Source organism: Nonomuraea sp. NPDC003201 (assembly GCF_053590415.1).
In genome coordinates, this window is sequence record NZ_JBSFTC010000129.1 from 1 (window position 1) to 21956 (window position 21956).

Annotated in this window: 20 protein-coding genes; 11 read left to right on the forward strand and 9 right to left on the reverse strand. The window is 71.7% G+C overall.

Going from position 1 to position 21956, the window contains the following annotated elements:
• A partial coding sequence (locus ACWDX9_RS34440; RefSeq protein ID WP_449961358.1) for a M23 family metallopeptidase occupies positions 1 to 724 on the forward strand: 724 nt, incomplete at its 5' end.
• On the opposite strand, the gene ACWDX9_RS34445 is transcribed toward ACWDX9_RS34440, so the two are convergent.
• Together ACWDX9_RS34445 and ACWDX9_RS34450 are read right to left on the reverse strand one after the other, a co-directional pair.
• Positions 690 to 1847, reverse strand: coding sequence for an NAD(P)/FAD-dependent oxidoreductase (locus tag ACWDX9_RS34445; protein WP_449961361.1), 1158 nt, complete (start codon positions 1845 to 1847; stop codon positions 690 to 692). The genes ACWDX9_RS34440 and ACWDX9_RS34445 overlap by 35 nt on opposite strands.
• Positions 1848 to 1913: 66 nt before the next feature.
• Entirely contained in the window at positions 1914 to 3134 is a 1221-nt protein-coding gene (locus tag ACWDX9_RS34450) for a deoxyguanosinetriphosphate triphosphohydrolase (RefSeq protein ID WP_363967284.1), read from the reverse strand.
• Between the two features lie 81 nt (positions 3135 to 3215).
• Here ACWDX9_RS34450 and ACWDX9_RS34455 point away from each other — a divergent pair, with 81 nt between their 5' ends.
• Positions 3216 to 4736 carry a M48 family metallopeptidase gene (locus ACWDX9_RS34455; protein WP_449961365.1) on the forward strand — a complete coding sequence of 507 codons (1521 nt, stop codon included), beginning with the start codon at positions 3216 to 3218 and terminating at the stop codon, positions 4734 to 4736.
• On the opposite strand, the gene ACWDX9_RS34460 is transcribed toward ACWDX9_RS34455, so the two are convergent.
• Entirely contained in the window at positions 4673 to 5464 is a 792-nt protein-coding gene (locus ACWDX9_RS34460; protein WP_449961368.1) for a phosphotransferase, read from the reverse strand. The genes ACWDX9_RS34455 and ACWDX9_RS34460 overlap by 64 nt on opposite strands.
• A 106-nt stretch (positions 5465 to 5570) precedes the next feature.
• Between ACWDX9_RS34460 and ACWDX9_RS34465 the strand changes: the two genes are divergently transcribed.
• Entirely contained in the window at positions 5571 to 6014 is a 444-nt protein-coding gene (locus ACWDX9_RS34465; RefSeq protein WP_449961372.1) for a DUF6194 family protein, read from the forward strand.
• Between the two features lie 40 nt (positions 6015 to 6054).
• Here the strand turns inward: ACWDX9_RS34465 and ACWDX9_RS34470 are convergent, their stop codons facing one another.
• Both ACWDX9_RS34470 and ACWDX9_RS34475 read right to left on the reverse strand, forming a co-directional pair.
• Positions 6055 to 6591: a GNAT family N-acetyltransferase gene (locus ACWDX9_RS34470; protein WP_449961375.1), complete on the reverse strand. Its 537-nt coding sequence runs from the start codon at positions 6589 to 6591 to the stop codon at positions 6055 to 6057.
• Positions 6592 to 6642: 51 nt separating this feature from the next.
• Positions 6643 to 7500, reverse strand: a complete 858-nt coding sequence (locus ACWDX9_RS34475) for a protein-L-isoaspartate O-methyltransferase family protein (protein WP_449961378.1) — start codon at positions 7498 to 7500, stop codon at positions 6643 to 6645.
• Between the two features lie 274 nt (positions 7501 to 7774).
• Here ACWDX9_RS34475 and ACWDX9_RS34480 point away from each other — a divergent pair, with 274 nt between their 5' ends.
• The 6 genes from ACWDX9_RS34480 (at position 7775) to ACWDX9_RS34505 (ending at position 13642) form a co-directional block, all read left to right on the forward strand.
• Positions 7775 to 9565: a protein kinase domain-containing protein gene (locus ACWDX9_RS34480; RefSeq protein WP_449961380.1), complete on the forward strand. Its 1791-nt coding sequence runs from the start codon at positions 7775 to 7777 to the stop codon at positions 9563 to 9565.
• A 79-nt stretch (positions 9566 to 9644) separates the two neighbouring features.
• Positions 9645 to 10409: an FHA domain-containing protein gene (locus ACWDX9_RS34485; RefSeq protein WP_364239838.1), complete on the forward strand. Its 765-nt coding sequence runs from the start codon at positions 9645 to 9647 to the stop codon at positions 10407 to 10409.
• A gap of 43 nt (positions 10410 to 10452) precedes the next feature.
• Complete coding sequence (locus tag ACWDX9_RS34490; RefSeq protein WP_449961385.1) at positions 10453 to 11244, forward strand: arginase family protein; 792 nt, start codon at positions 10453 to 10455, stop codon at positions 11242 to 11244.
• A 17-nt stretch (positions 11245 to 11261) separates the two neighbouring features.
• A complete protein-coding gene (locus tag ACWDX9_RS34495; RefSeq protein ID WP_449961388.1) occupies positions 11262 to 11594 on the forward strand; it encodes a YciI family protein in 333 nt (110 codons plus the stop codon).
• Positions 11591 to 12814 (forward strand): RNA polymerase sigma factor, encoded by a 1224-nt coding sequence (locus tag ACWDX9_RS34500; protein ID WP_449961390.1) that lies wholly within the window; start codon positions 11591 to 11593, stop codon positions 12812 to 12814. Before ACWDX9_RS34495 ends, ACWDX9_RS34500 begins: the two co-directional genes overlap by 4 nt.
• Before the next feature lie 54 nt (positions 12815 to 12868).
• A complete protein-coding gene (locus tag ACWDX9_RS34505; RefSeq protein ID WP_449961393.1) occupies positions 12869 to 13642 on the forward strand; it encodes an alpha/beta fold hydrolase in 774 nt (257 codons plus the stop codon).
• Between the two features lie 161 nt (positions 13643 to 13803).
• Here the strand turns inward: ACWDX9_RS34505 and ACWDX9_RS34510 are convergent, their stop codons facing one another.
• Positions 13804 to 15000 carry an FAD-dependent oxidoreductase gene (locus tag ACWDX9_RS34510; RefSeq protein ID WP_449961397.1) on the reverse strand — a complete coding sequence of 399 codons (1197 nt, stop codon included), beginning with the start codon at positions 14998 to 15000 and terminating at the stop codon, positions 13804 to 13806.
• Between the two features lie 54 nt (positions 15001 to 15054).
• On the opposite strand from ACWDX9_RS34510, the gene ACWDX9_RS34515 reads away from it, so the two are divergent.
• Entirely contained in the window at positions 15055 to 15747 is a 693-nt protein-coding gene (locus tag ACWDX9_RS34515; protein WP_449961400.1) for a TetR/AcrR family transcriptional regulator, read from the forward strand.
• Positions 15748 to 15912: 165 nt separating this feature from the next.
• Here ACWDX9_RS34515 and ppdK read toward each other — a convergent pair whose 3' ends face one another.
• Complete coding sequence (gene ppdK / locus ACWDX9_RS34520) at positions 15913 to 18546, reverse strand: pyruvate, phosphate dikinase (protein WP_449961403.1); 2634 nt, start codon at positions 18544 to 18546, stop codon at positions 15913 to 15915.
• A 229-nt stretch (positions 18547 to 18775) separates the two neighbouring features.
• Between ppdK and ACWDX9_RS34525 the strand changes: the two genes are divergently transcribed.
• Positions 18776 to 20140 carry a cytochrome b gene (locus ACWDX9_RS34525; protein ID WP_449961407.1) on the forward strand — a complete coding sequence of 455 codons (1365 nt, stop codon included), beginning with the start codon at positions 18776 to 18778 and terminating at the stop codon, positions 20138 to 20140.
• On the opposite strand, the gene ACWDX9_RS34530 is transcribed toward ACWDX9_RS34525, so the two are convergent.
• Together ACWDX9_RS34530 and ACWDX9_RS34535 are read right to left on the reverse strand one after the other, a co-directional pair.
• Positions 20125 to 21291: a HAMP domain-containing sensor histidine kinase gene (locus ACWDX9_RS34530; protein ID WP_449961409.1), complete on the reverse strand. Its 1167-nt coding sequence runs from the start codon at positions 21289 to 21291 to the stop codon at positions 20125 to 20127. The genes ACWDX9_RS34525 and ACWDX9_RS34530 overlap by 16 nt on opposite strands.
• Positions 21288 to 21953: a response regulator transcription factor gene (locus ACWDX9_RS34535; RefSeq protein WP_449961412.1), complete on the reverse strand. Its 666-nt coding sequence runs from the start codon at positions 21951 to 21953 to the stop codon at positions 21288 to 21290. The genes ACWDX9_RS34530 and ACWDX9_RS34535 overlap by 4 nt, the downstream gene beginning before the upstream one ends.
• Positions 21954 to 21956: the final 3 nt, after the last annotated feature.

Genomic DNA, 21956 nt, shown 5'->3' on the forward strand with positions numbered 1-21956 from the left:
GGCGGAGCCGGAGGCCGAGCACCAGGCGGCCGAGCAGCCGCCCAAGGGCGACGACCCGGTGAAGGTGCCGCCGCCGAAGATGTCGAAGTACGAGTACACCTTCCCGGTCAAGGGCTGCAAGACGACCTACCAGCGCCAGCTCCTCGTGCTGCCCAAGACGACGATCTGGGCGCCGCAGGGGTGCGCGTTCGTGGCCCCGATCGACGGCGTCGTGGACGAGGTGAACCTCCAGGACAAGTGGAGCCCGTCCACCGACGCGGGGGCCGCCCGCGAGGGCAGGTTCGTCACGATCATCGGCAAGGACGGCGTGCGTTACCTCGGCGGTCACCTCGACGCGGTCGCCGACGGCGTCCGGCCGGGCGTCCCGGTCAAGGCGGGCCAGCTGCTCGGACGGGTGGGCCGGACGGGCAACGCCCGCGAAACCGGGCCCAATCTCTACTTCGCGATCTCGTGGAAGACGGGCCCGGCCTTCTGGTGGGTACGCAGGGGCATGGTCAAGCCCTGGGACTACCTCGACGCCTGGGCGACCGGCAACCGCACGTACTCGCCCAGGGAGGAGACGCTGGCGCTGCGCGGCAAGCTGGGCGAGACGCCGGGCTGCGCCGTGCAGTGCGGGTCGAAGAAGGTCCCGCAGGCCGGCAAGACCCAGGGCCCGAAGCCGAGGCGCACCAACGACGGCGTGGTCACCGTCACCCCGTCGATAGCTCCTTTTGGTCAACAATGACGCGTGACCTGATGAGCTCCTGGATCTCGTCCACGACGTCCCAGACGTTGACGTTCATGCCGGCGATCACGCGGCCCTCGCGCAGCCAGTACGCGATGAACTCCAGGCTCTCCGGCTCACCGCGGTAGACGATCTCGTCGTAGCCCTCGATGTCGCCGGAGAACTCCATGCCCAGCTCGTACTGGTCGGTGTAGAAGTACGGGATCCGGTCGTAGACCACGTCCTGGCCGAGCATGGACCGGGCGGCGGCGGGGCCGCCGTGCAGGGCGTTGGCCCAGTGTTCGACGCGCAGGCGGCGCCCGTACAGGGGGTGGAAGGGCTCGGCCACGTCGCCGGCGGCGAACACGTCGGGGTGCGAGGTCCGCAGCGCGGCGTCGGTGTGGATGCCCTGGCCGACGTCGAGCCCGGCGTCACGGGCGAGCCCGACCTCGGGCGCGGCACCGATGCCGACGACGACGAAGTCGGCGGCGAGCCGCTCGCCCGAGCTGAGCCGCACGCCCGTCTCGGTGATCTCGGCGGCGGCGGTGCCGAAGCGCAGGTCCACGCCCTTGCTGATGTGCAGGCGGGCGAACAGGTCGCCGAGCTCGTTGCCGAGCGGCCGGTTGAGCGCGGTGGGCTCGGGCTCGACGACGGTGACCTCGCAGCCGGCCGCGCGGGCGGCCGCCGCGGTCTCCAGCCCGATCCAGGAAGCGCCGACGATGAGCACGCTGCCCGCGCTCGCCAGGCGCTCTTTGAGCGCCTCGCTGTCGTGGACGGTCCGCAGGTAGTACGCGGGCCCCGGCAGGCGTCGCGGCGTGGCGCCGGTGGCGATGAGCAGCTTGTCGTACGGCCGGCGCGACCCGTCGCCGAGCCTGACCAGGTGGTTGTCGAGCTCGATGCGCGTGACGCGCGTGCCGAGCCGCAGATCGACGGCGTTGTCCGCGTACCACTCCGGGCCGTGGACGAAGATGCTCTCTCGTTCGCTCTTGCCCTGGAGGAAGTCCTTGGACAGGGGCGGTCGTTCGTAGGGCCGTTCGTTCTCCGCGCCGATGAGCACGATCTCGCCGTCGAAGCCTTCCTCGCGCAACGTCTCCGCGGCCTTGGCCCCCGCGAGTCCGGCACCGACGATCACATATGTGGCCATGGGCGCAGTATCCGCCTGCGAGGGTCATGGGGAAAGCCGGGTGTACCGGATCATGGAGAAACTTGGTCAGCGGGAGAGCCTGCGGTGCCACGCCACCGCGGAGGTGTCGGTGAGCGAGGCGATCTGGTCGATCACCACGCGGACGCGGGCCGCGTCGTCGGCGGCGCCCAGGTACGCGGGCCTGAAGGCGGGCTCCAGCGTGCCCGGAGCGCCCAGCGTGATCATCGAGGCCAGTTCGGTGATGAGCTCGCGCTGCCTGGCCTGGTTGGCGTTGTGGTCCCTGGTGGCCATGACGTAGTGGGCGGTGACGCCCTTGAGCAGGGCGCACTCCAGGCGGGTGGCGTGGGGCACGACGAGGTCGGCGCGGTGGCGGGAGCCGTACACCTCCTTGGTGGCGGTCTGGGCCGAGCGGCAGAAGCGGCCGATGAGGCCGCTCGTGAGGGCTTTGAGCCCGGCCAGGTCGGCGAGCGTGGCCTCGAAGCGGCGCGGCCAGAGCGGGTCGGTGATCAGCTTGGCGAAGATCTCCTCCAGCTCGCCGAGGTCGGCGTTGGGGGCGTACCAGGTGCGGGTGGTCTCGCACACCAGCGTGCGCTCGATGGGCGAGCGCAGCGCCTCGGGGGTGACGTGGCCGGAGTGGAGCGCGTCCTCGAGGTCGTGCACGGAGTAGGCGACGTCGTCGGCCCAGTCCATGATCTGCGCCTCGAAGCTCACCCGCCCGTCCGGCGCGCCGTCCCGGATCCACCGGAACACGGGTAGATCATCGTCATATACGCCGAATTTTGCGGATTTTTCGCATGTCCAGGGATATTTGATGGAAGCGTCGAGCGCGGCCCGCGTCAGGTTGAGCCCGGCGCTGCGGCCGTCCTCGGTGAGGACCTTGGCCTCCAGCCTGGTGAGCAGGCGCAGGCTCTGCGCGTTGCCCTCGAAACCGCCGCACGAGGCCGACAGCGCGTTGAGCGCCATCTCCCCGTTGTGGCCGAAAGGTGGGTGCCCCAGGTCGTGCGCCAGGCACGCGGTCTCCACCAGGTCGGGATCGACGCCGAGCGTGGCGCCCATCTCCCTGCCGACCTGACCGCATTCGAGGGAGTGCGTGAGCCTCGTACGCGGGATGTGCTGGCCGCCGCCGAGGGACTCGGCAGGGCCCACGACCTGCGTTTTCGCGGCCAGCCTGCGCAGGGCGGCACTGTGCAGCACGCGGGCGCGGTCGCGCTCGAATGCGGAGCGTTCGGGATTGCCGGGAGGTTCCGGAACCCACCGCTCCTGATCATGGTCATCGTAGTACGGCATTGCTTAGGTGATTTTATCCAGTTTCCGGTCTCCGCTAAGGTCGAGCCTCGCGAGAACCCCTTCCCCGGGAGCCCTCACCCCATGACGACAGCGTTCCGAGCAGTGCTGGCCTTCATCCTGCTCGCCGGCTTCTACGTTCTGGTCGGCCTCTTCCTGGTGGCCGCCATCTTCTTCGATGTCCTGCTCATCGTGGACTTCCACGCGAACACCCTCAAGCTCGCGATCGTCCTCACCCTGGTCGCCGGCGCGCTCGTACAGGCCTTAGTCGTGGTGAGCCGCCGCCAGGGCGGCGAGCAGCCGGGCGTGCCGATCGGACGGGAGCACGAGCCCGCGCTCTGGCAGACGGTCGAGGAGCTCGCCCAGCGCGTGCGCACGGCGCCGCCGGACGAGATCCGGCTGGTGGCGGAGGTGAACGCGGCCGTTTCCGAGGACACGCGCTGGCTGGGGATGAAGGCGACGCGGCGGCGGATGTTCATCGGGCTGCCGCTGCTGCAGACGCTGACGGTGGACGAGCTGCGCGCGGTGCTCGGGCACGAGCTGGGCCACTACAGCGGCGCGCACACGCGGCTGGGCGCGCCGGTCTACCGGGGGCGGGTCTCGCTCCTCGCCACCGTCCAGGGGCTGCGCAACCACCCGTTCGTCCAGCGCCTGTTCACCTGGTACGCCAAGTTCTACCTGCGGGTCTCGCAGGCCGTCTCGCGCAAGCAGGAGCTGGAGGCCGACCAGTTCGCGGTCGCGATCGGCGGGCGGCAGGCCATGGCCGGGGCGCTGCAGAAGATCCAGACCACCGCGACGGGCTGGGATCTCTACGTCGCCAACTACCTGTCGCTCACCGGCGCGGGCGGCACCAGGCCCCTCTCGGTGTTCGGGGGCTTCCACGCGCTCATGAGCGACTCCGACCGCCAGGCCGAGATCGCCAAGCTGGGCGAGGAGCCGCAGGAGGTCTCGCCGTACGACTCCCATCCGAGCCTGACCGAGCGCCTGGCCGCCATCGAGCACCTACCGGAGCCGCCGCACGTCCCCGACCCGCGCTCGGCCCTGACGCTGCTGCGCGACGCGAACGTGGCGGTGCAGGCCGTGGAGCAGTCCATGTGGACGCCGGAGGCGCTGACCGGGCTGCGGCCGGTGTCGTGGGAGGAGCTGGTGGCGCACGCCATGTACGCGGGCCGCAACGCCGACGCCCTCCATGACCTGGCGGTCGCCGGCCAGCGGGTGATGGGGGCCGCGCGGCCGTACCTGGACGCCGCCTTCGAGGCGATCGCCCGCGGCCGGCAGGCGGAGCTGGAGGCCGTCCTGCGCGAGCAGGGCTGGAAGGCGTCGGAGACCCTGCTCGCCGGGGTGCTGGGGCAGGCGCTGGAGGCGGTGCTGATCCAGCTCGGCGAGGCCAAGTGGACGCTGTCGTGGTCGGGGCCGGCGCGGCTGCTGTTCGACGACGGGGAGGAGGTGGCGCTGTCGGAGTACGCGGCCCAGGTGTCGGCCAACCCGGAGGCCGTCTCCGGGCTCCGGCGGTGGCTGGGGGACCACGGCATGCGCCACGACTACGTCCCGATCGAGGAGCCCTCCCCCGGGCAGCCCGCCGAGGCCGCGACCCCCTCGGTCTGACGCAGCGCCCGCTCGAATCCGGCGCGGTGCTCGGCGACCCAGTCGTGGCAGGCGCGCACCTGCGCCACCGCCCCCTGCTCGCGCAGCCTGATCGCGTACGCCAGCCCCTGCGCGGCATCCCGCTCGATGCCGCGCCGGCATCGGTCCTGCCACCAGAGGATCGTCTCGACCACCTCGCCGCGCTCCCGCAGCCCGTAGGCGTCGCAGATCAGCCGCACCCGCCGGGCCGCGTCGGCCGGGTCGGCGATCAGCGGGCCCAGGCCCGCGTACTGCCAGCAGACGTGCGCCACGTCGTGGACGCGCCGTCCCGGCCCCGCCAGGTCCCAGTCGATGAACGCCACCGGCCGCGGCTCCTCGCCCCGGTAGACGGTGTTCCTGGGAGACAGGTCGTTGTGGCAGACCACCTCCTCCTCCCCGGCCAGTGAGGTGCCGGCGGTCAGGTCGTGGAACTCCCGCACCAGCTCCGCGGCCCGCGCCAGGCTCTCGTCGGAGGCGACGCCGTCCGGCTGGACGTCCTCCCAGGCCACGTGGCCGGCCACGAAGGTCAGGATCTCCCGTCCGCGCTCGTCGAGGCCCAGGAACCGGGGCGCGGCCGCCCATCCGCTCCGCTCGAAGAGGCGCAGCAGCTCGTGCACGTACGCGGCCCGCTGCCCGGGCGTGCGGCGGACGGTGTCGCCGACGCGGACGACGGCGTTGACGAAACCCCCGGGGAGGTGTGTCTCGGACATGGTCTCCAGACTGTCGCATAGGTACGCGGTTTGAGGCTTTCACGCGGTCGATGGCCTGTTCAGCGCGCAAAGTCTCACAGGGCAGTGCAATGAAACACTTGAAGGTATGACTGAGAGCGAAATCATCGAGTTCGTGTCCGGTTTTCCCGGAGTCGTGACCCAGACCATCGAGGAGAACAGCGAGGCCCCCGAGATGGCCTGGGGCGACACGTTCTTCTTCTACGACCCGGAAGGCACCCTGGAGACCCATCCCCGGCAGCCGTTCGCCACGATCGTCATCAAGGACTACCCGGATTGGGACACCTTCTCCGACCTGAACAGGCCGGGCGTGTTCCGGCTCAACATCGCCGTCGGGCGCGCCACCCTCCAGCGGCTGGCCGGCGACGGCTCCGAGGTCGACTACACGGCCGAGGACCGCGTCCTCCCCCACCCCAAGTACGCGACCCAGGGCTGGATCGCCATCGTGAACCCGGGCGAGCAGGCCCGCCCCCTCCTGACCGAGGCCCACGCCCGCGCCGTCACCCGCCATCGCCCCCGCAAGACCTCCTGACCCCCCGCGCCTGGCCGGTCCCCGGCCAGGCGCGCCGAGGTCAGCGGGGTTCGTCGTCCCAGTCGGGGGGCGTCACCGTGCCGGAGAGCCAGTCGCGGCGCAGGATCGCGTAGCCGACGGCGTCGTGGACCGTGCCGTCCAGGCCCGGCCACGACTCCCGGTAGTGCGACTCCTTGGCGTACCCGCTCTTGCGGAAGACCGCCCGCATCGCGTGGTTGTCCTGGCGGGTCGTGCCCTCGATCCGGGTGACGTGCGGGAGCTCGGTGAACAGGTAGCCGGTCAGCCAGGCCACCGCCGCGGCGCCGAGGCCCCGGCCCCGCCATTCCTGCCCGATCCGCAGGTCGAACAGGGGGGTGTCGTCGGCGAGGTCCTGCAGCCGCACCAGGCCCGCGCGCTCCCCGTCGGCGAGCACCCAGAACGTCCTGGACTCCTCGTCGTCGTAGAGGCCGTCCGCGGCACGCTCGCGCACGGTCTCGGGGTCCTGGACGCCCGCGTGAAAGGGCCATTCGTGCCCGGTGAGGAAGCCGACGAGCGCTTCGACGTCGTCCGGGGAGAATCGCGTGAACTCGATCTGCACCCCCGCATCCTTCTGACGGGCTCCGCGCGGGGTCAACCGAATTTCAGCGGGTCAGCCGATCACTCGCTCGGGGCTGTCCAGCCAGACCCGCTGCCCGTCTGGCGTGATCGTCACGCCGAACCGCTCCCGCTCCGGCTCGCCCCAGTCCGCCCACGCCCGGCGGGCGTCACCCGGCTCGGCGAGGACGTCCTCGGCCAGGACGGCGCCCGGCGGGGTGTCGCGCCGCGTCCACGTCATGGTCGTGAGCGCGGAGAACCGGCCGCCGGCCGTGCCGTCCGGCCCGACCACGAGCCGCAGGGCGTGCCCGTCGCCGTACGGCGCGACCACCACCCCGCCCGGCCTGGTCTGCGCGATCCAGGCGTACGGCACGGTCCGCACGGCGTACGTCGCGTGCACCCCGTCGTACGGCGCCCGCTCGGCCCAGCCCGCCGTGCCGTCGCCCACGACCAGGTGCGGGAGCGCTCCCGCGGCGGCCAGATTTTTGGCGGCCTGCTCGGCCACGGTGGGGTCCGCCTCGATGGAGGTCACGCTCCCCGACTGCCCGACCAGCCGGCACAGCAGGGCCGCGGTCCACCCCGTCCGCGTGCCCACCTCCAGCACCCTCTGGCCCGGCGCCGGTCCGAGCAGCTCCAGCAGGTCGGCGACCGCGCTGGGCGCGGGACAGGAGCACCCGTCGGCGGCGACGATCGGGCGCCCGGCGTAAACGGCGTCCCACCAGGCCGGCGGGTCGGCCTCCCGGTCGATCGGCGCGCTCCGCCCGTCGCGTTCGGGCGACTCCCCCACCGGCGGTACGAACCAGTGGCGCGGGACCGCCCGCAGCGCCTGCTCGATCGGCCGGGTGAGGGGCGGGCGGTGGTCGGTGATCGCCGCGATCATCGCGTCGAGCCGCCACGCGATGTGCGTGAACATCACACCTCCCCGTTCGCGAAAGGATGCCCGCATTCGTGCCTCCCCACAGCTCCACCTCCATATCTCGGGAAACGCTATCCGTGACGGTACGACTACGATCCGGATGCGGCAAGGGTTTCCATGGAAGTGACCGCCGAGGTGGGTGACGCTGACAGCCGGGCCGCGCGCCGGGTGAGGGAACGCCGTCAGGAGCGCCGCCAAAACGCTGCGTATCTCCCCGATCACCCAGTAAATTCGGAACCATCGCGCCAAACACCGGCGAGGGGGGATCGGGGTGCCCGGGAGCACGGCGATCGGCGGGCGTTACCAGCTGGTCACCTGCCTGCGCGGCGGCGCCGCGACCGAGGTCTGGCTGGCCCTGGACCTGGGCCTCAACCGGGAGGTCGTGGTCAAACGCCTGCTGGCCGACAACCCCGGGTCCAGCCGGTTACGCGCCGAGGCGCGGGCCCTGGCCGCGTTCAACCACCGGCATGTGGTCACCCTGCACGACACGGTGGACGACCCGGAGACGGGCACGTTCTGGCTCGTGATGGAGCACGTGCCCGGCGGGAGCCTGGACGGCCGGACCATGTCGCCGGAGCGGGCGGCGCACGTCGGCGCGCAGATCGCGGACGCGCTGGCCGCCATGCACGCCGAGCGCATCGTGCATCTCGACGTGAAACCGGCCAACATCGTCGCGGCCGACGACGGCTTCGTGAAGCTGGCCGACTTCGGCGCCGCGTACCGGGTCGGAGGCCGCGACACGATCACCTCGAACGGCGCCATCAGCTACACCGTCGCCTACGCCGCCCCCGAGGTCATCAGGGGACAGCCCGACCCCAGGTCCGACGTGTTCTCCCTCGGGGCCACCCTCTACGCGCTGGTCGCCGGACATCCGCCGCGCCGGGGAGCCGGCGACACGGAGTCGGACGCCGACATCGTGGCGTGGCGGGCCGCGCACTCGGACGTCTCGCTGACGGCGGACGTGGGGCCGCTGGACGGGCTGCTGCGGGAGATGCTGCGGCTGGACCTCCGGGAGCGGCCGGATGTCGAGGACGTGCGGAAACGGCTGGCCGAGATCACCGGAACGCCGCCGCCGGCCGCTGCACGGCGACGGTTTCCGCTCCTCGTGGCGGCGGTGGCCGCCGCGGCGGTGCTGGTCGCCGCCGTGTCCGTCCTCGGAGAACGCGGCACACCGCCGCCCAGAACCTCGGCCCCCGCCACCCCTGCGCAAGCGGGGGACCTCTTGATCGGCGACCCCCGAACGGCCGACCCCTGCGCGATGACCGACGCCACCGCGCTCGACCGGTTCGGCACGACCGAGCTCGACCGCGATTACGGGAACTTCGACCGGTGCGACGTCAGAGTGTCCCCGCCGGGCGGCGGAGTCGTGGACGTCGCGGTGGACCTCAACCACGACCCGCCGCCCGAGCAGCTCGGGGCGGCGCGGACCGTGGGCGGGATCACGGTGGCCGACGACCCCGCCGAGAGCGACCAGTGCTCGCGGACGCTCGTGCTGCCCGGCGTGGACGAGGTCATCGTGAAAGTCCGGGCGCGGTGGGAGGGCGACGAGGGCAGGGCCGAGCTCTGTGAGATCGCCGACGCCGCCGCCACCGTCGCGGCGCGGGCGCTCGGCCGGGGCCCGCTCGCACGCCGTACCCCGCCGCTCCCGGCCACGTCGCTGGCGCAGCGGGACGCCTGCTCGCTGCTGTCCGGCAAGGCCCTGGAGGCCGTCCCGGGCATCGACGCTGCCGGCCCGGACGTCGGGTTCGGCGGGTGGGACTGCGAGTGGGACAGCACCACCGGTGACACCTGGGTGGACCTGGACTTCGACCGCGACCAGCCGCCCACCGCCGAGGACGGGACGGCCACCCGGATCAACGGCTACCGCGCCTTCGTCCGGCCGGACCGGAAGGAGCGGACCTGCGAGGTCGGGGTGGTGTTCCGCCCGTATACCGATCAGGACGGCCGGAGGGCGGTCGAGGAGGTACTCCTCGTGGTCGGCGGCTCGCGTCCCATGGACCGGCTGTGCGGGATGGCCACCGCGCTCGCCCGCTCGGCCACCGCCGAGCTGCGCGGCACCTGACGTCACGCTCCCGGGGAGGGTCCCGGAGAGGTTGGGGCACCATACGGCTGCGTCCGACAAGCACCAAGGAGGCGAACAGATGAGCGCTCCCCACAGCCTCGCCCACGGCGTGGACCCGGCCGTCCCGGGCACCCTGCACGCCCGCACCATCATGGGCGGCATCAGGGTCGCGCCCCGCCCGGGCCGCCACGTCCGCTTCGGCCGCGACCAGCGCCCGAACGTCGACCTGCGGGTGGGCGCGGACGACCAGTCGGTGAGCCGCCTGCACGCCGAGGTGACGTACGAGGACAGCCGGTGGTGGCTGCGCAACCTGGGGCAGCAGCTCGTCCGCCTGCCGCGCGGCCAGCTGATGCACAGCTCCACCGACCCCGTCCCGCTGGCGCCGGGCTACACCCCGCTGTTCATCAGGGGCTCCGGCTACCGCCAGCACCTGGTGGAGCTCCACGTCACGGGCGCCTACGGCGACACCCAGGCCGACCTGCACGCGGCCGCGACCACCCCGCCGAAGATCTGGGGCCTCAGCGAGACGGAACGCCTGCTCCTGGTGGTGCTGGGCGAGCGCTACCTGCTGTACGAGGAGGCTCCGCGCCCGTTGACGTACAACCAGGCCGAGGCCCGGCTGGCCTACCTGCGGCCCGGGGAGAAGTGGCGGGCGGGCATCGTCGAGGACCGGATCGAGGCCGTCCGGCACCGCCTGCACGCCGCCGGCTTCCCCTACCCGCTGCGCCACGACCGGTCGGAAGGCCGCCCGTACGACAACAACCTCCTGCACAACCTCCTCAGAGGCCTGGTGGAGTCGACCACCCTCGTCCCCCCGGACCTGGACCTCCTGGAGACCCCATGAAACGATCTGGCCCGGTGATCCGGGCGCCCCGTATCGTCGCCGCATGACCACTGTGCTCTGCGTACCGCAATGGCAAGGCTCGGCGTCCGGCAGCGCGCCACGGCTGATGGCCGGTGCCCGCCGCGCCGCCGCGCTCGTCCCGGCCGACGCGGTGGTGACCGTGCCGGTGCTCGAGACCGGCGGGGACAGGGCCGCCGGGGTTCGCGCGTACGACGTGCTCGTGGAGAACCAGCGGCTGACGCGCGAGGCACTGGCCGGCATCGACGACCGGGTGATCACCGTCGGCGGCGACTGCGCGGTCGACATCGCGCCGATCGACGCCGCCCACGCCCGCTACGGGGACGCTCTGACGGTGCTGTGGATCGACGCGCACCCGGACGTCTACAGTCCGCAGACCCTGCCGTCGGGCGCCTTCCACGGGATGGTGGTGCGCGCGCTGCTCGGGGACGGCCCGACCGGCCTCACGGCGGAGCGGCCGCTGCGACCGCACCAGGTGATCATCGCCGGGGAGCGGGCGGGCGACGTGTCCGAGCACGAGTACCTCGCGAAGACCGGCCTGCGCAGGTACGGCGTGAACGACCTGGAGCGCGTGCTCGACGATCTGCGGGGCCCCGTGTACGTACACGTCGACCTCGACGTCCTGGAGCCCACCGCCTTCGGCTCGACGTGCTACCCGGAGCCGGACGGCGTGCGGCCGCAGCGGCTGATCGACCTCGTCTCCCAGGTGGACGACGTCGTCGGGGCGGCCATCACCGAGCACGCGCCGTCCGGCGACGACGCCGACCCCGGCGAGGCCGAGGTGATCCGCCGCCTGGGCGCCGCGCTGACGCGCTGACGAATACGATCGGTCGGGTGAAGTACTTGCTGCTGATATGCGGAGACAGCAAGGCCTACGAGGAGATGCTGGCCGACCCCGGGTTCCTGGACGACTGCAAGGCCTGGGGCGCGGCCAGGGGCGACAAGCTGATCCAGAGCGGTGGCCTGGAGCCTCCGGCGGACGCCACGACGGTCCGGGTACGTGAAGGCGAGGCCCTCCTCACCGACGGCCCCTTTGTCGAGTCCAAGGAGGTCGTGGCCGGGTTCAGCCTGATCGAGTGCGCCTCCCGCGAGGAGGCCGTCGAGGCCGCCCGTACGCATCCCGTGGCCCGCCACGGCACGATCGAGCTGCGAGCCGTGCAGCCTTGACCGTCGAGGCGACGATCGAGGGCCTGTTCCGGGAGGAATGGGGCCAGATCGTCGCGACGCTCATCCGGATGACCGGTGACTGGGACCTGGCGGAGGAGTGCGCGCAGGACGCCTTCGCGCAGGCGCTCCAGCGGTGGCCGGCGGACGGGATCCCGCCGAAACCGGGCGCCTGGCTCACCACGACCGCCCGCAACCAGGCGATCGACCGGCTCCGCCGCGCCGCCGTGGGCGCCGCCAAGCTGCGGGAGCTGGCCGCCCGCCCCGTCCCGCCCGCGGCCGATCCGGAGCTCGGGGACGATCGGCTACGGCTGATGTTCACGTGCTGTCATCCGGCGCTCCCGTTCGAGGCCAGGGTCGCGCTGACGCTGCGGACCCTGGCGGGGCTGACCACGGCCGAGATCGCCAGGGCCTTCCTGGTCTCCGAGGACACGATGACCAGGCGGCTCACCCGGGCCAAGAACAAGATCCGCAAGGCGGGGATCCCCTTCCGGGTGCCGCCTCCCGAGCTGCTGCCCGACCGGCTCAATGCCGTGCTGGGCGTCGTCTACCTGCTGTTCAACGAGGGGTACGCGGCCAGCGGCGGCGCGGAGCTGATCCGCCGGGGACTGTCGGACGAGGCGATCCGGCTGGGCCGGCTGCTCGTCCGGCTGATGCCCGGCGAGCCGGAGGCCACCGGCCTGCTGGCGCTGATGGTGCTCCATGACGCCCGCCGCGCCGCCCGGCTCGACGCGGGAGAGCTGGTGCCGCTCGAGGAGCAGGACCGCTCCCTGTGGCGACACGACCGGATCCGGGACGGGGTGGCCCTGCTCGACGGGGCGCTGCGGCAGGGGCGGGCGGGGCCGTACCAGATCCAGGCCGCGATCGCGGCCTGCCACGCGAGCGCGCTCTCCTTCGAGGAGACGCCCTGGATCGAGATCTCGGCCCTGTACGGCCGCCTTGAAGAGCTCATGCCGTCCCCGATCGTCCGCCTGAACCGGGCCATCGCCGTGGGGATGCGCGATCCGGCGCGAGGGCTGGCCCTGCTGGACGAGCTCTCGTACGACCTGCGCGGCCATCACCTGCTGCCCGCCGCCCGGGCCGACCTCCTGCGCCGTCAAGGACGCCTGCCCGAGGCGGCCGTCGCCTACGGGCAGGCCCTGGCCTTGGCCCCGACCGAGCCCGAGCGCCGCTACCTCGCCCGCCGTCTTCGGCAGATTTCTCCGGACGGGCTGTCCGTCTGACGGATGGCCGTTCGTGGGTGGGGCGAGAACGCGGCAATGAGAAGGGCTGAGACCATGCACACGACACGTTCCGCCGACGGCACCGCGATCGTTTTCGACCGGACGGGCTCGGGCAGCCCGGTCGTCCTGGTGAGCGGCGCATCCTGCGCCCGGGGCATCCACACGGCACTGGCCGGGCTGCTGGCGGGCGGCCACACGGTCGTCAACTACGACCGGCGGGGGCGCGGCGACAGCGGCGACGCCCTGCCCTACGCGGTGGAGCGCGAGATCGAGGATCTCGGCGCGGTGATCGAGGAGGCGGGCGGCTCCGCGGCCGTGTTCGGCAACTCCTCGGGGGCGGTGCTGGCGCTGCGCGCGGCGGCCGCCGGGCTGCCCATCACCCGGCTGGCCCTGTGGGAGCCGCCGTTCCAGCTCGACGCCGGCGCACCCGGGCGCGCCGAGGCGTACGCCAAGGAGCTGGCGGCCTGCCTGGCGGACGACCGTCGCGGGGACGCCATGGCGCTCTTCCTGCGCTCGGTCGGCCTGCCACCCGCCATGATCGGCCAGATGCGCCAGGCGCCCATGTGGGCGTCGATGGAGGCGATCGCCCCGACCCTCGCCTACGACGCCGCCGTCATGGGCGACCACCGCCTTCCCTCGGGCCTGGCGAACGTCCGGATCCCCACCCTGGTCCTGACCGGCTCCAGGACCGGCCCGTGGGCTCCGGCCGCCGCGCAGGCCATGTCGGGCGGGTTGCCGTCCTGCCGGCACGTGGTCCTCGAAGGCCAGGACCACAACGTCTCGTGGGACGCTCTGCTCCCGCCTCTCATGTCCTTCCTCGGCCAGTAGAGCCGCTCACACCGGTCGAGCCCGGCTGGTCACGGTGGACGATGCTGGAGCCGCCGCACACCTTCGTCGTCGTCGAACCCAACGAAGACGGCCCCACCTGGTTCGCCTCGGTCGCCTGCCTCGGCGACGACGATCAGCCGGTAGCCCCTCGTGCTCGGCGGTCAGGATGGCTGGACTTCGTCGAAGAGGGCGAGGGCTTCGGTGGGGTCCGGGCTCACGAGGCGTTCCAGACCGGCTGTCGTGATCTTCGCCCACCTGCCGGCCCGTGCCCACATCTGTTCCTCGAAGGCGCGGACGGCCTCGTCCAGATCGCCGGGGCCGGGGGCGGCGGCGATGGACTCGGCGAGTTCGGCGCCTTCCAGCATCGCGAGGTTCGCGCCCGCCCCCAACGGGGGCATCAGGTGCGCGGCGTCGCCCAGGAGCGTCACCCCGGGGACGTGGGCCCAGGTGTGGGACACGGGCAGGACGTAGAGGGGGCGGTGGACGAAAGCGGTGCCGTGGCGGAGGAGGTCGAGGACGGGAGCGGCCCAGCCGTCGAACAGAGCCAGCAGCCCTGATCGCACGGCCTCGACGTCGCCCAGGTCCAGGCCCGCGTCCCGGCCTGCGTCCAGGCCCGCGTCCAGGCCCGCGCGCCGGTTCAGGCCCATGTGCCGGTCCAGGTTCGTGTGCCAGTCCAGCGGCGCGCGGAACTGGGCGTACACCTTGACGCGGCCGCCGCTGTTGCGCTGGGCGACGAGGGAGCGGTTCACGCCGTACACAGCCATGGAACCGTCGCCGACCAGCCGGGCGAGGTCGGGGTGGCGGGTGTCGACGTCGTCCAGGGAGGTCTCGACCGAGGTGATGCCGGTGTAGTACGGCGTCGCGGACGAGACTGCCGGGCGGACCCGTGACCATGCGCCGTCCGCGCCGACCACGAGGTCGAACGTCTCCTGCCGCCCGTCCGCGAAATGGACCAGCACGCCATCCCGGGTCCCCGGCACCACCTCGGTCACGCCCCGGCCCCACTGAACGTCCAGGGAGCCGAGCAGCAGGTCACGGAGTTGCCCGCGGTCGATCTCGGGATTGGCCAGGTCATCCGGACGGGGTTGCCAGTCGCGGAGGACGGTCCCGTCCGTGTCCAGGATGCGCATGGCCTGCCCCTCGGGACGGGACAACGCCTGGAACTCCGTCAGCAGCCCCGCCTTGCTCAGCGCGAGCTGGCCCAGCCCTTCGTGCAGGTCCAGCATGCCGCCCGGGGGCCGGGCGTCGGGGCCGGGATCGCGTTCGAGGACGGTGACAGGATGATCGTGGCGGTGCAGGACGCGGGCGAAGGTAAGGCCGGCAGGGCCGCCCCCAATCACAGCGATACGGTGTCTCATGTCGATATACTGTATTTATCTTTTACGGTGTATCGCAACAGTACGATGCAACCCATGAGTGTGTGGGACCGGCCGGAGCCGCCGACTCGCCCCGCGCCGCTCGACCGGGAGCGGATCGTCGCCGCCGCCATCGCGCTGGCCGACGAGGGCGGGCTGGAGGCGGTGTCGTTGCGCAAGGTGGCCGCCCGGCTGGACGTCGGCCCGATGCGGCTGTACGGATACATCTCCACCAAGGAGGAGCTGTTCGACCTCATGGTGGACGAGGTCCACGCCGAGATCCTCCCCGAGGAGCAGCCCGGCGACTGGCGGGAGGTGCTGCGCATCCGCGCCCACCTCACCAGGCAGGCCACCCTCCGTCATGAATGGCTGGCCGACCTGCTCGGCGGCCGTCCGACCCTGGGCCCGAACGCCCTCGCCGTGACCGAGGCCACGCTGGCCGCCCTCGACGGCCTCGCCGGCCTCGACACCGTCATGCGAGCCGTGGAGACCGTCAGCGCCTACATCACCGGTGCGCTCAGGCGCGAGATCGCGAACCTGCGGGCCGAGCGCGCCACGGGCCTGTCCAAGCGCGACTGGCAGCGCGCCTCCGGCCCGCATGTGAGGAGGATGCTGGCCACGGGCCGCTTCCCGGCGCTGTCCAAGGCCGTGCACGACGGCACGGAGGTGGAGGCCGAGATGTCCTTCGCGACCGGCCTGGACTGGGTCCTCGACGCCGTGGCCGCCAAACTCACCCAACCGCCGGGGTGACGCTCAGGACTTCCTGGTGAAATCCGTGGCCACCTCGCCCGGGGCTCGGGGCGAGGCCGCGAGCCCCGATCGGCACGCCCGAGCGTCAGCGAGGACCGCTCGGGGCGGGATCCGGCGGGCCCACCCGGTGACCAGGTCACGCGGGTGGGTGCCGGCGGGTGGAGGTCAGCGGGTGTCGGAGTCCGAGTCGGTCAGGGCGGCGCGGCCGGCTTCCAGGCGGGCTATCGGGATGCGGAACGGGGAGCAGGAGACGTAGTCCAGGCCCACGTCGTGGCAGAAGTGGACGGAGTCGGGGTCGCCGCCGTGTTCGCCGCAGATGCCCAGGTGGAGGTCCGGGCGGGTCGAGCGGCCCTCCTCGACCGCGATCTTGATCAGGCGTCCGACGCCCTCCCGGTCCAGGGTCTCGAACGGGGAGACGCCGAAGATGCCCAGGTCGAGGTAGCGGGAGAAGAACGCCGACTCCACGTCGTCCCGTGAGAAGCCCCAGGCCATCTGGGTCAGGTCGTTGGTGCCGAAGGAGAAGAACTCCGCCGCCTCCGCGATCTGGGCCGCGGTCAGGGCCGCCCGGGGGACCTCGATCATGGTGCCGATCAGGGCCTCCACGCCGCTCTCCGCGAGGATCTTCGCCGCCTCCTCCCGTACCGACTCCAGCTCCTGTACGGCCGCCACCAGCGGGATCATGATCTCCGGCCGTGCGCCCGGCACCTCCTTGGCCGCCTGGGCGATGGCCCTCACCTGCATGGCGAACAGGCCCGGGATCACCAGTCCGAGGCGGACGCCGCGGAGGCCGAGCATCGGGTTCTGCTCGTGGAGGCGCTTCACCGCCGCCAGGAGCTTGCGGTCCTTGTCCGTGGCCTCGTCCGTGGCGACCTTGACCGACAGGTCCACGATGTCGGGAAGGAACTCGTGGAGCGGCGGGTCGATCAAACGAATTGTGACGGGATTTCCGTCCATAGCTCGAAATATCTCGGTGAAGTCGGCCTTCTGGAGCGGCTCCAGCGCGTCCAGGGCCGCCTGGCGGGCCTCGTCCGTCGACGCCAGGACCAGGTCCTCCACGAGCTGCCTGCGCTCGCCCAGGAACATGTGCTCCGTCCGGCACAGCCCGATCCCCTGCCCCCCGAACCGGCGGGCCCGCGCCGCGTCGTCCGGGGTGTCCGCGTTCGCCCGCACGCCCAGCCGCCGGACCGAGTCCGCGTGGCGCATGATCCGGTCCACGGCCTTGACCAGCTCGTCCTCCGGCTCGGCGCCCTCGAAGTACTCGACCACGGCCGAGTCCACGACCGGCACCTCGCCCAGGTAGACCTCCCCGGACGTCCCGTCGATCGAGATGACGTCGCCCTCCGACACCACCACCCCGCCGGGCGCGGTGAAGCGGCCTTCGCGCGTCGAGACCTCCAGCTCCTCGGCCCCGCACACGCACGTCTTCCCCATGCCCCTGGCCACCACGGCGGCGTGCGAGGTCTTGCCGCCCCGGCTGGTCAGGATGCCCTTGGCGGCGATCATGCCGGCCAGGTCGTCGGGGTTGGTCTCGCGGCGGACGAGGATGACGTCCTCACCCCGCTCCGACAGCTCCACGGCCCGCGCGGAGGTGAAGACGACCTTGCCCACGGCCGCGCCGGGCGAGGCGTTCATGCCCTTGGCGATCTTCTTCTTGTCCGCGCCGCCGTCGAAGCGGGGGAACATGAGCTGCGCCAGCTGGTCTCCGGTGACGCGGGTGACGGCCTCGTCGATCGTGATCAGGCCCTGGTCCACGAGCTGGGTGGCGATGCAGAACGCGGCCGCCGCCGTGCGCTTGCCGACCCGCGTCTGCAGCATCCACAGCTTGCCGCGCTCGATCGTGAACTCGATGTCGCACAGGTCCCGGTAGTGGTTCTCGAGGGTCTCCATGATCCCGAGCAGCTCGTCGTACGAGCGCTTGTCGATGCGCTCCAGCTCCTCCAGCGGGATCGTGTTGCGGATGCCGGCCACCACGTCCTCGCCCTGGGCGTTCTGCAGGTAGTCGCCGTAGATGCCCTGCCTGCCGGTCCCCGGGTCGCGGGTGAAGGCGACGCCGGTGCCGGAGTCGTTGCCGACGTTGCCGAAGACCATGGCCACGATGTTCACGGCGGTGCCGAGGTCGGCGGGGATGCGTTCCTGGCGGCGGTAGAGGATGGCCCGGGGAGCGTTCCAGGAGTCGAAGACCGCCATGACGGCCAGGCGCATCTGCTCGCGCGGGTCGGTGGGGAAGTCCTTGCCGGTCTGCTCGTGGACGATGCCCTTGAACGTCTCCACGAGCCCCTGCAACTCGCCCGCGTCGAGGTCGGTGTCCTGGCGCTTGCCCTTCAGCGCGTCGAGCGCGTGCTCGAACAGGTCGCCGTCGATCCCGAGCACCGTCTTGCCGAACATCTGGATGAGCCGCCGGTACGAGTCCCACGCGAAGCGGTCGTTGCCGCCCGCCTGCTTGGCCAGGCCGTGCACCGACTCGTCGTTGAGCCCGATGTTGAGAACGGTCTCCATCATGCCCGGCATGGAGAACTTCGCCCCGGAGCGCACGCTCACCAGCAGCGGGTCGTCGGCCTGCCCGAGCCGCCGCCCCATCTGCTTCTCGAGCGCGTCGAGGTGCGCGGCGACCTCCCGCTCGAGGCCGTCCGGTACGACGCCCGCCGCCAGGTAGTGACGGCAGGCGTCGCTGGTGATCGTGAATCCGGGGGGAACGGGGAGCCCGAGGTTGGTCATTTCGGCAAGGTTCGCTCCCTTGCCGCCAAGAAGATCCTTGAGATTCCTGTTGCCCTCGGTGAAGTCGTAAACGTACTTGGCCACCACACGCTCCAATCAACGCCTCTGCCCGGACTCTACCGGCGAAATTGATGATGAAACTGCACTCCTCGGATAAGTCATCGTTTGCGCTGGTCAAAGCCCCATCAGAGGTCTAATCCAATTATAGTTCTGGAAGACCATAAATTGGATTAGACCAATTGGTTTACACCAATTCTTGAGAAAGGTGGCGTATGGGTGCAGAATCGGATCACACCCCCACCAGGAGGCCCCCATGGCCACTCCTACCAAGCCCAAGCGACGCGCCCGTATCATCGCGGGAACCGCAAAAACGGCCGTCGATTCGGCGATCTACCTCGATGATCGCCTGCCCTTCGCCCGCTGGCTCCGCCCCCAGCTGCGCAAGCTGTTCCCGAGCCACTGGTCGTTCCTGCTGGGCGAGTTGGCGCTCTACTCGTTCGCGCTGCTGGTGCTGACGGGCACGTTCCTCACGCTGTTCTACAAGCCCAACCCCGACGTGGCCTTCGCGTCCGCGGCGGGGATCAGCCTGGACGTGCGGGGCGGGCTGCTGATGCGGCAGCTCCACCACTGGTCGGCGACGGTGTTCGTGCTGGCGATCGTGGCCCACCTGTGCCGCGTCTTCTTCACCGGCGCGTTCCGGCGGCCGCGCGAGCTGACGTGGATGCTCGGGGTGGTGCTGTTCGGGCTGGTGCTGTTCGAGTCGTTCCTGGGCGTCTCGCTGCCCGGCGACCAGCTCGCGATGGCCGGGCTGCGGCAGGCGCAGGGGCTGCTGCTGTCGATCCCGGTGGTGGGGACGTACCTGTCGGCGTTCGCCTTCGACGGCGAGTTCCCCGGGCAGGTCCTCCCGCGCGTCTTCGTCACCCACGTGCTGCTGGTGCCGGGGATCCTGATGGCGGTCGTGCCGCTGCACGCGCTGATCCTCACCTGGCGGCAGAAGCACACCGAACGAAGGGCCACGCTGGACGCTGAAGGCCGGGTCAGCGGCGGCCCGTTCTTTCCCTACTTCGCGGTCAAGAACGGCGCGACGGCGCTGTTCACGATGGGGGCCATCGCGGCGCTGGCCACGTTCGTCCGGGTCAACCCGGTGTGGGAGCACGGCGCGTACAGCGCGGGCGGTTACGTCCCGTCGGCGCAGCCGTTCTGGTACTTCGGGGTGCTGGACGGCGCGCAGCGGCTCGTCCCGCCGTGGGAGATCACGGTCGGCGGGTACGTCCTGCAGCCCGGGCTCTGGATCCCGCCGCTGATCCTGACGGTCTTCTTCGGGATCCTGCTGCTCTACCCGTTCCTCGAACGGCGTTTCACCGGCGACGGCGACCACCACCACCTGCTCGACCGGCCCGCGCAGGCCCCGGTGCGCACGGCGCTGGGCATCGCGGTCATCGCGTTCTTCACCGTGTTGTGGGCGGGCACGTGGTTCTCGGAGGCGGCGCCGCCGATGCACTCCGCGCCAGGGTTCCCCGAGCCGCCCCCGGCCCCGCACGCGCTGCTCACGGTGCCGCACGACACCTACGCGATGATCGTGATCGGGCTGCGGGCAGCCGTGTTCGTGGTGCCGGTGGCGGCGTTCCTGATCGCCCGGGCGGTCTGCCGCAGGCGGGCCGGTCAGAGAGGGTTGTGATCGGGCGGCGCGCCGGGGACACCGTCACGCGGCGGCAGCCAGAGCACGAACGTGGCCCCCTCCCCCAGCCGCGAGAACACCGCCACCCGCCCTCCGTGCGACTCCACGATCTGGCGGACGATGGCCAGGCCGAGGCCCGTGTGGCGGTCGCGGCGGCTGGACTCGCCGCGCCAGAACCGGTCGAACACCCGCGCCTGGTCGGCCGCCTCGATCCCGGGGCCGTCGTCGCGGACCGCCACCCACAGCCAGCCCTCGGACCTGCCCGCCGCGACCCGGATCGCCCCGCCGGGCGGTGAGAGGCGCACGGCGTTGGAGAGCAGGTTCGCCACGGCGCGGCGCAGCGCGTCGGCGTCGCCGGTCGCCTCCAGGCCCGATCCCAGCTCCCGGGTGAGCGTCAGGTCGCGGGCGGCGGCCGGGGCCGCGTACTCCTCGCACGCCTCGCCCACCATCCTGGCCAGGTCGAGGTCGGCGTCGGCGAACGCGCCGCCCTGCCGCCTGGCGCTGGCCAGCAGGTCCTCGACGAGCCTGGTCATGCGGGTGGTGGCGCGGTCCACGATGGCCACGGCCCTGGCCCGCTCCTCGTCGCTGGCCTCGGGGGCGGCGAGAACGGCGTCCACGTTCGCCCGGATGATCGTCAGCGGGCTGCGCAGCTCGTGGGAGGCGTCGTCGATGAGCTGGCGCTGCGCCCTGAACGCCTCCTCCAGCCGGTCCAGCATGGTGTCGATGGTGTCGGCCAGGTCCTTGAGCTCGTCGCGCGGCCCGTTCAGCTTGATGCGCCGCTTGAGGTCGGTGGCCTGGATCTCCTCCGTCGTACGCGTGATCGACCTGACCGGCCGCAGCACGCGGCCCGCCAGCACCCAGCCGATGCCCAGGCTGGCGACGTAGAGGCCGGCCAGCGTGATGAGCGAATAGTCGCGCAGCGTGGCCATCGTCCGGACGTTGACCGCGTTCTCGACCTCCTCGACGAAGACCACCTCGCGCTTGCCGAGGAAGGTGTTGCCGCTGTAGGTCTTGGCGAACTCCGTCGTGATCGGGCGCTGGTCGGTGGTCTTGGAGACGGCGAAGTAGGTGCCGCCAAGCACGAGCGCGGCCAGCACGAAGAGCAGTCCCGAGTAGAGGACCGTGAGCCGGAAGCGGATGGTGTGGATCACGCCGGTTCCTTGAGCCGGTAGCCCCGGCTGATCACGGTCTCGATCAGGCCCTCCTCCTGCAGCTTGCGGCGCAGGTTGCCGACCGTGACGCGCACGGTGCTGGTGAACGGGTCGGCGTGCTCGTCCCAGACGTGTTCCAGCAGCTCCTCGGAGGAGACCACGTGTCCGGGGCGGCGCATGAGGTAGTGCAGGACCCCGTACTCCTTGGGGGTGAGCGCCAGCGACCTTCCGTGCAGCGACACCTCCAGCCTGGCGGTGTCGATCCGCAGCCCGCCCACCTCCAGCACCGACGTGCCTGCGCCGGAGTCCCTGCGCAGCAGCGCCCGCACCCGAGCCAGCAGCTCGGGGAACGCGAACGGCTTGACCAGGTAGTCGTCGGCCCCCTCGTCGAGCCCGCGCACCCGGTCGTCCAGGCGGTCGCGGGCGGTCACCATGATGATCCGCGCACCCTGCCCGGCCGCGCGCACGCTGCGGCACAGCTGGAAGCCGTCCCCGCCGGGCAGGTTGAGGTCGAGCAGGACCAGATCGTACGAGTTCACCTGCAACTTCTCATGCGCGGAAGGCGCGTCGTAGGCGACGTCCACCGCGTATCCCGCACGGACGAGGCCGACGCGCAACGCGTCGACCAGGTCCTCCTCGTCTTCCACCACAAGCAGTCGCATGCC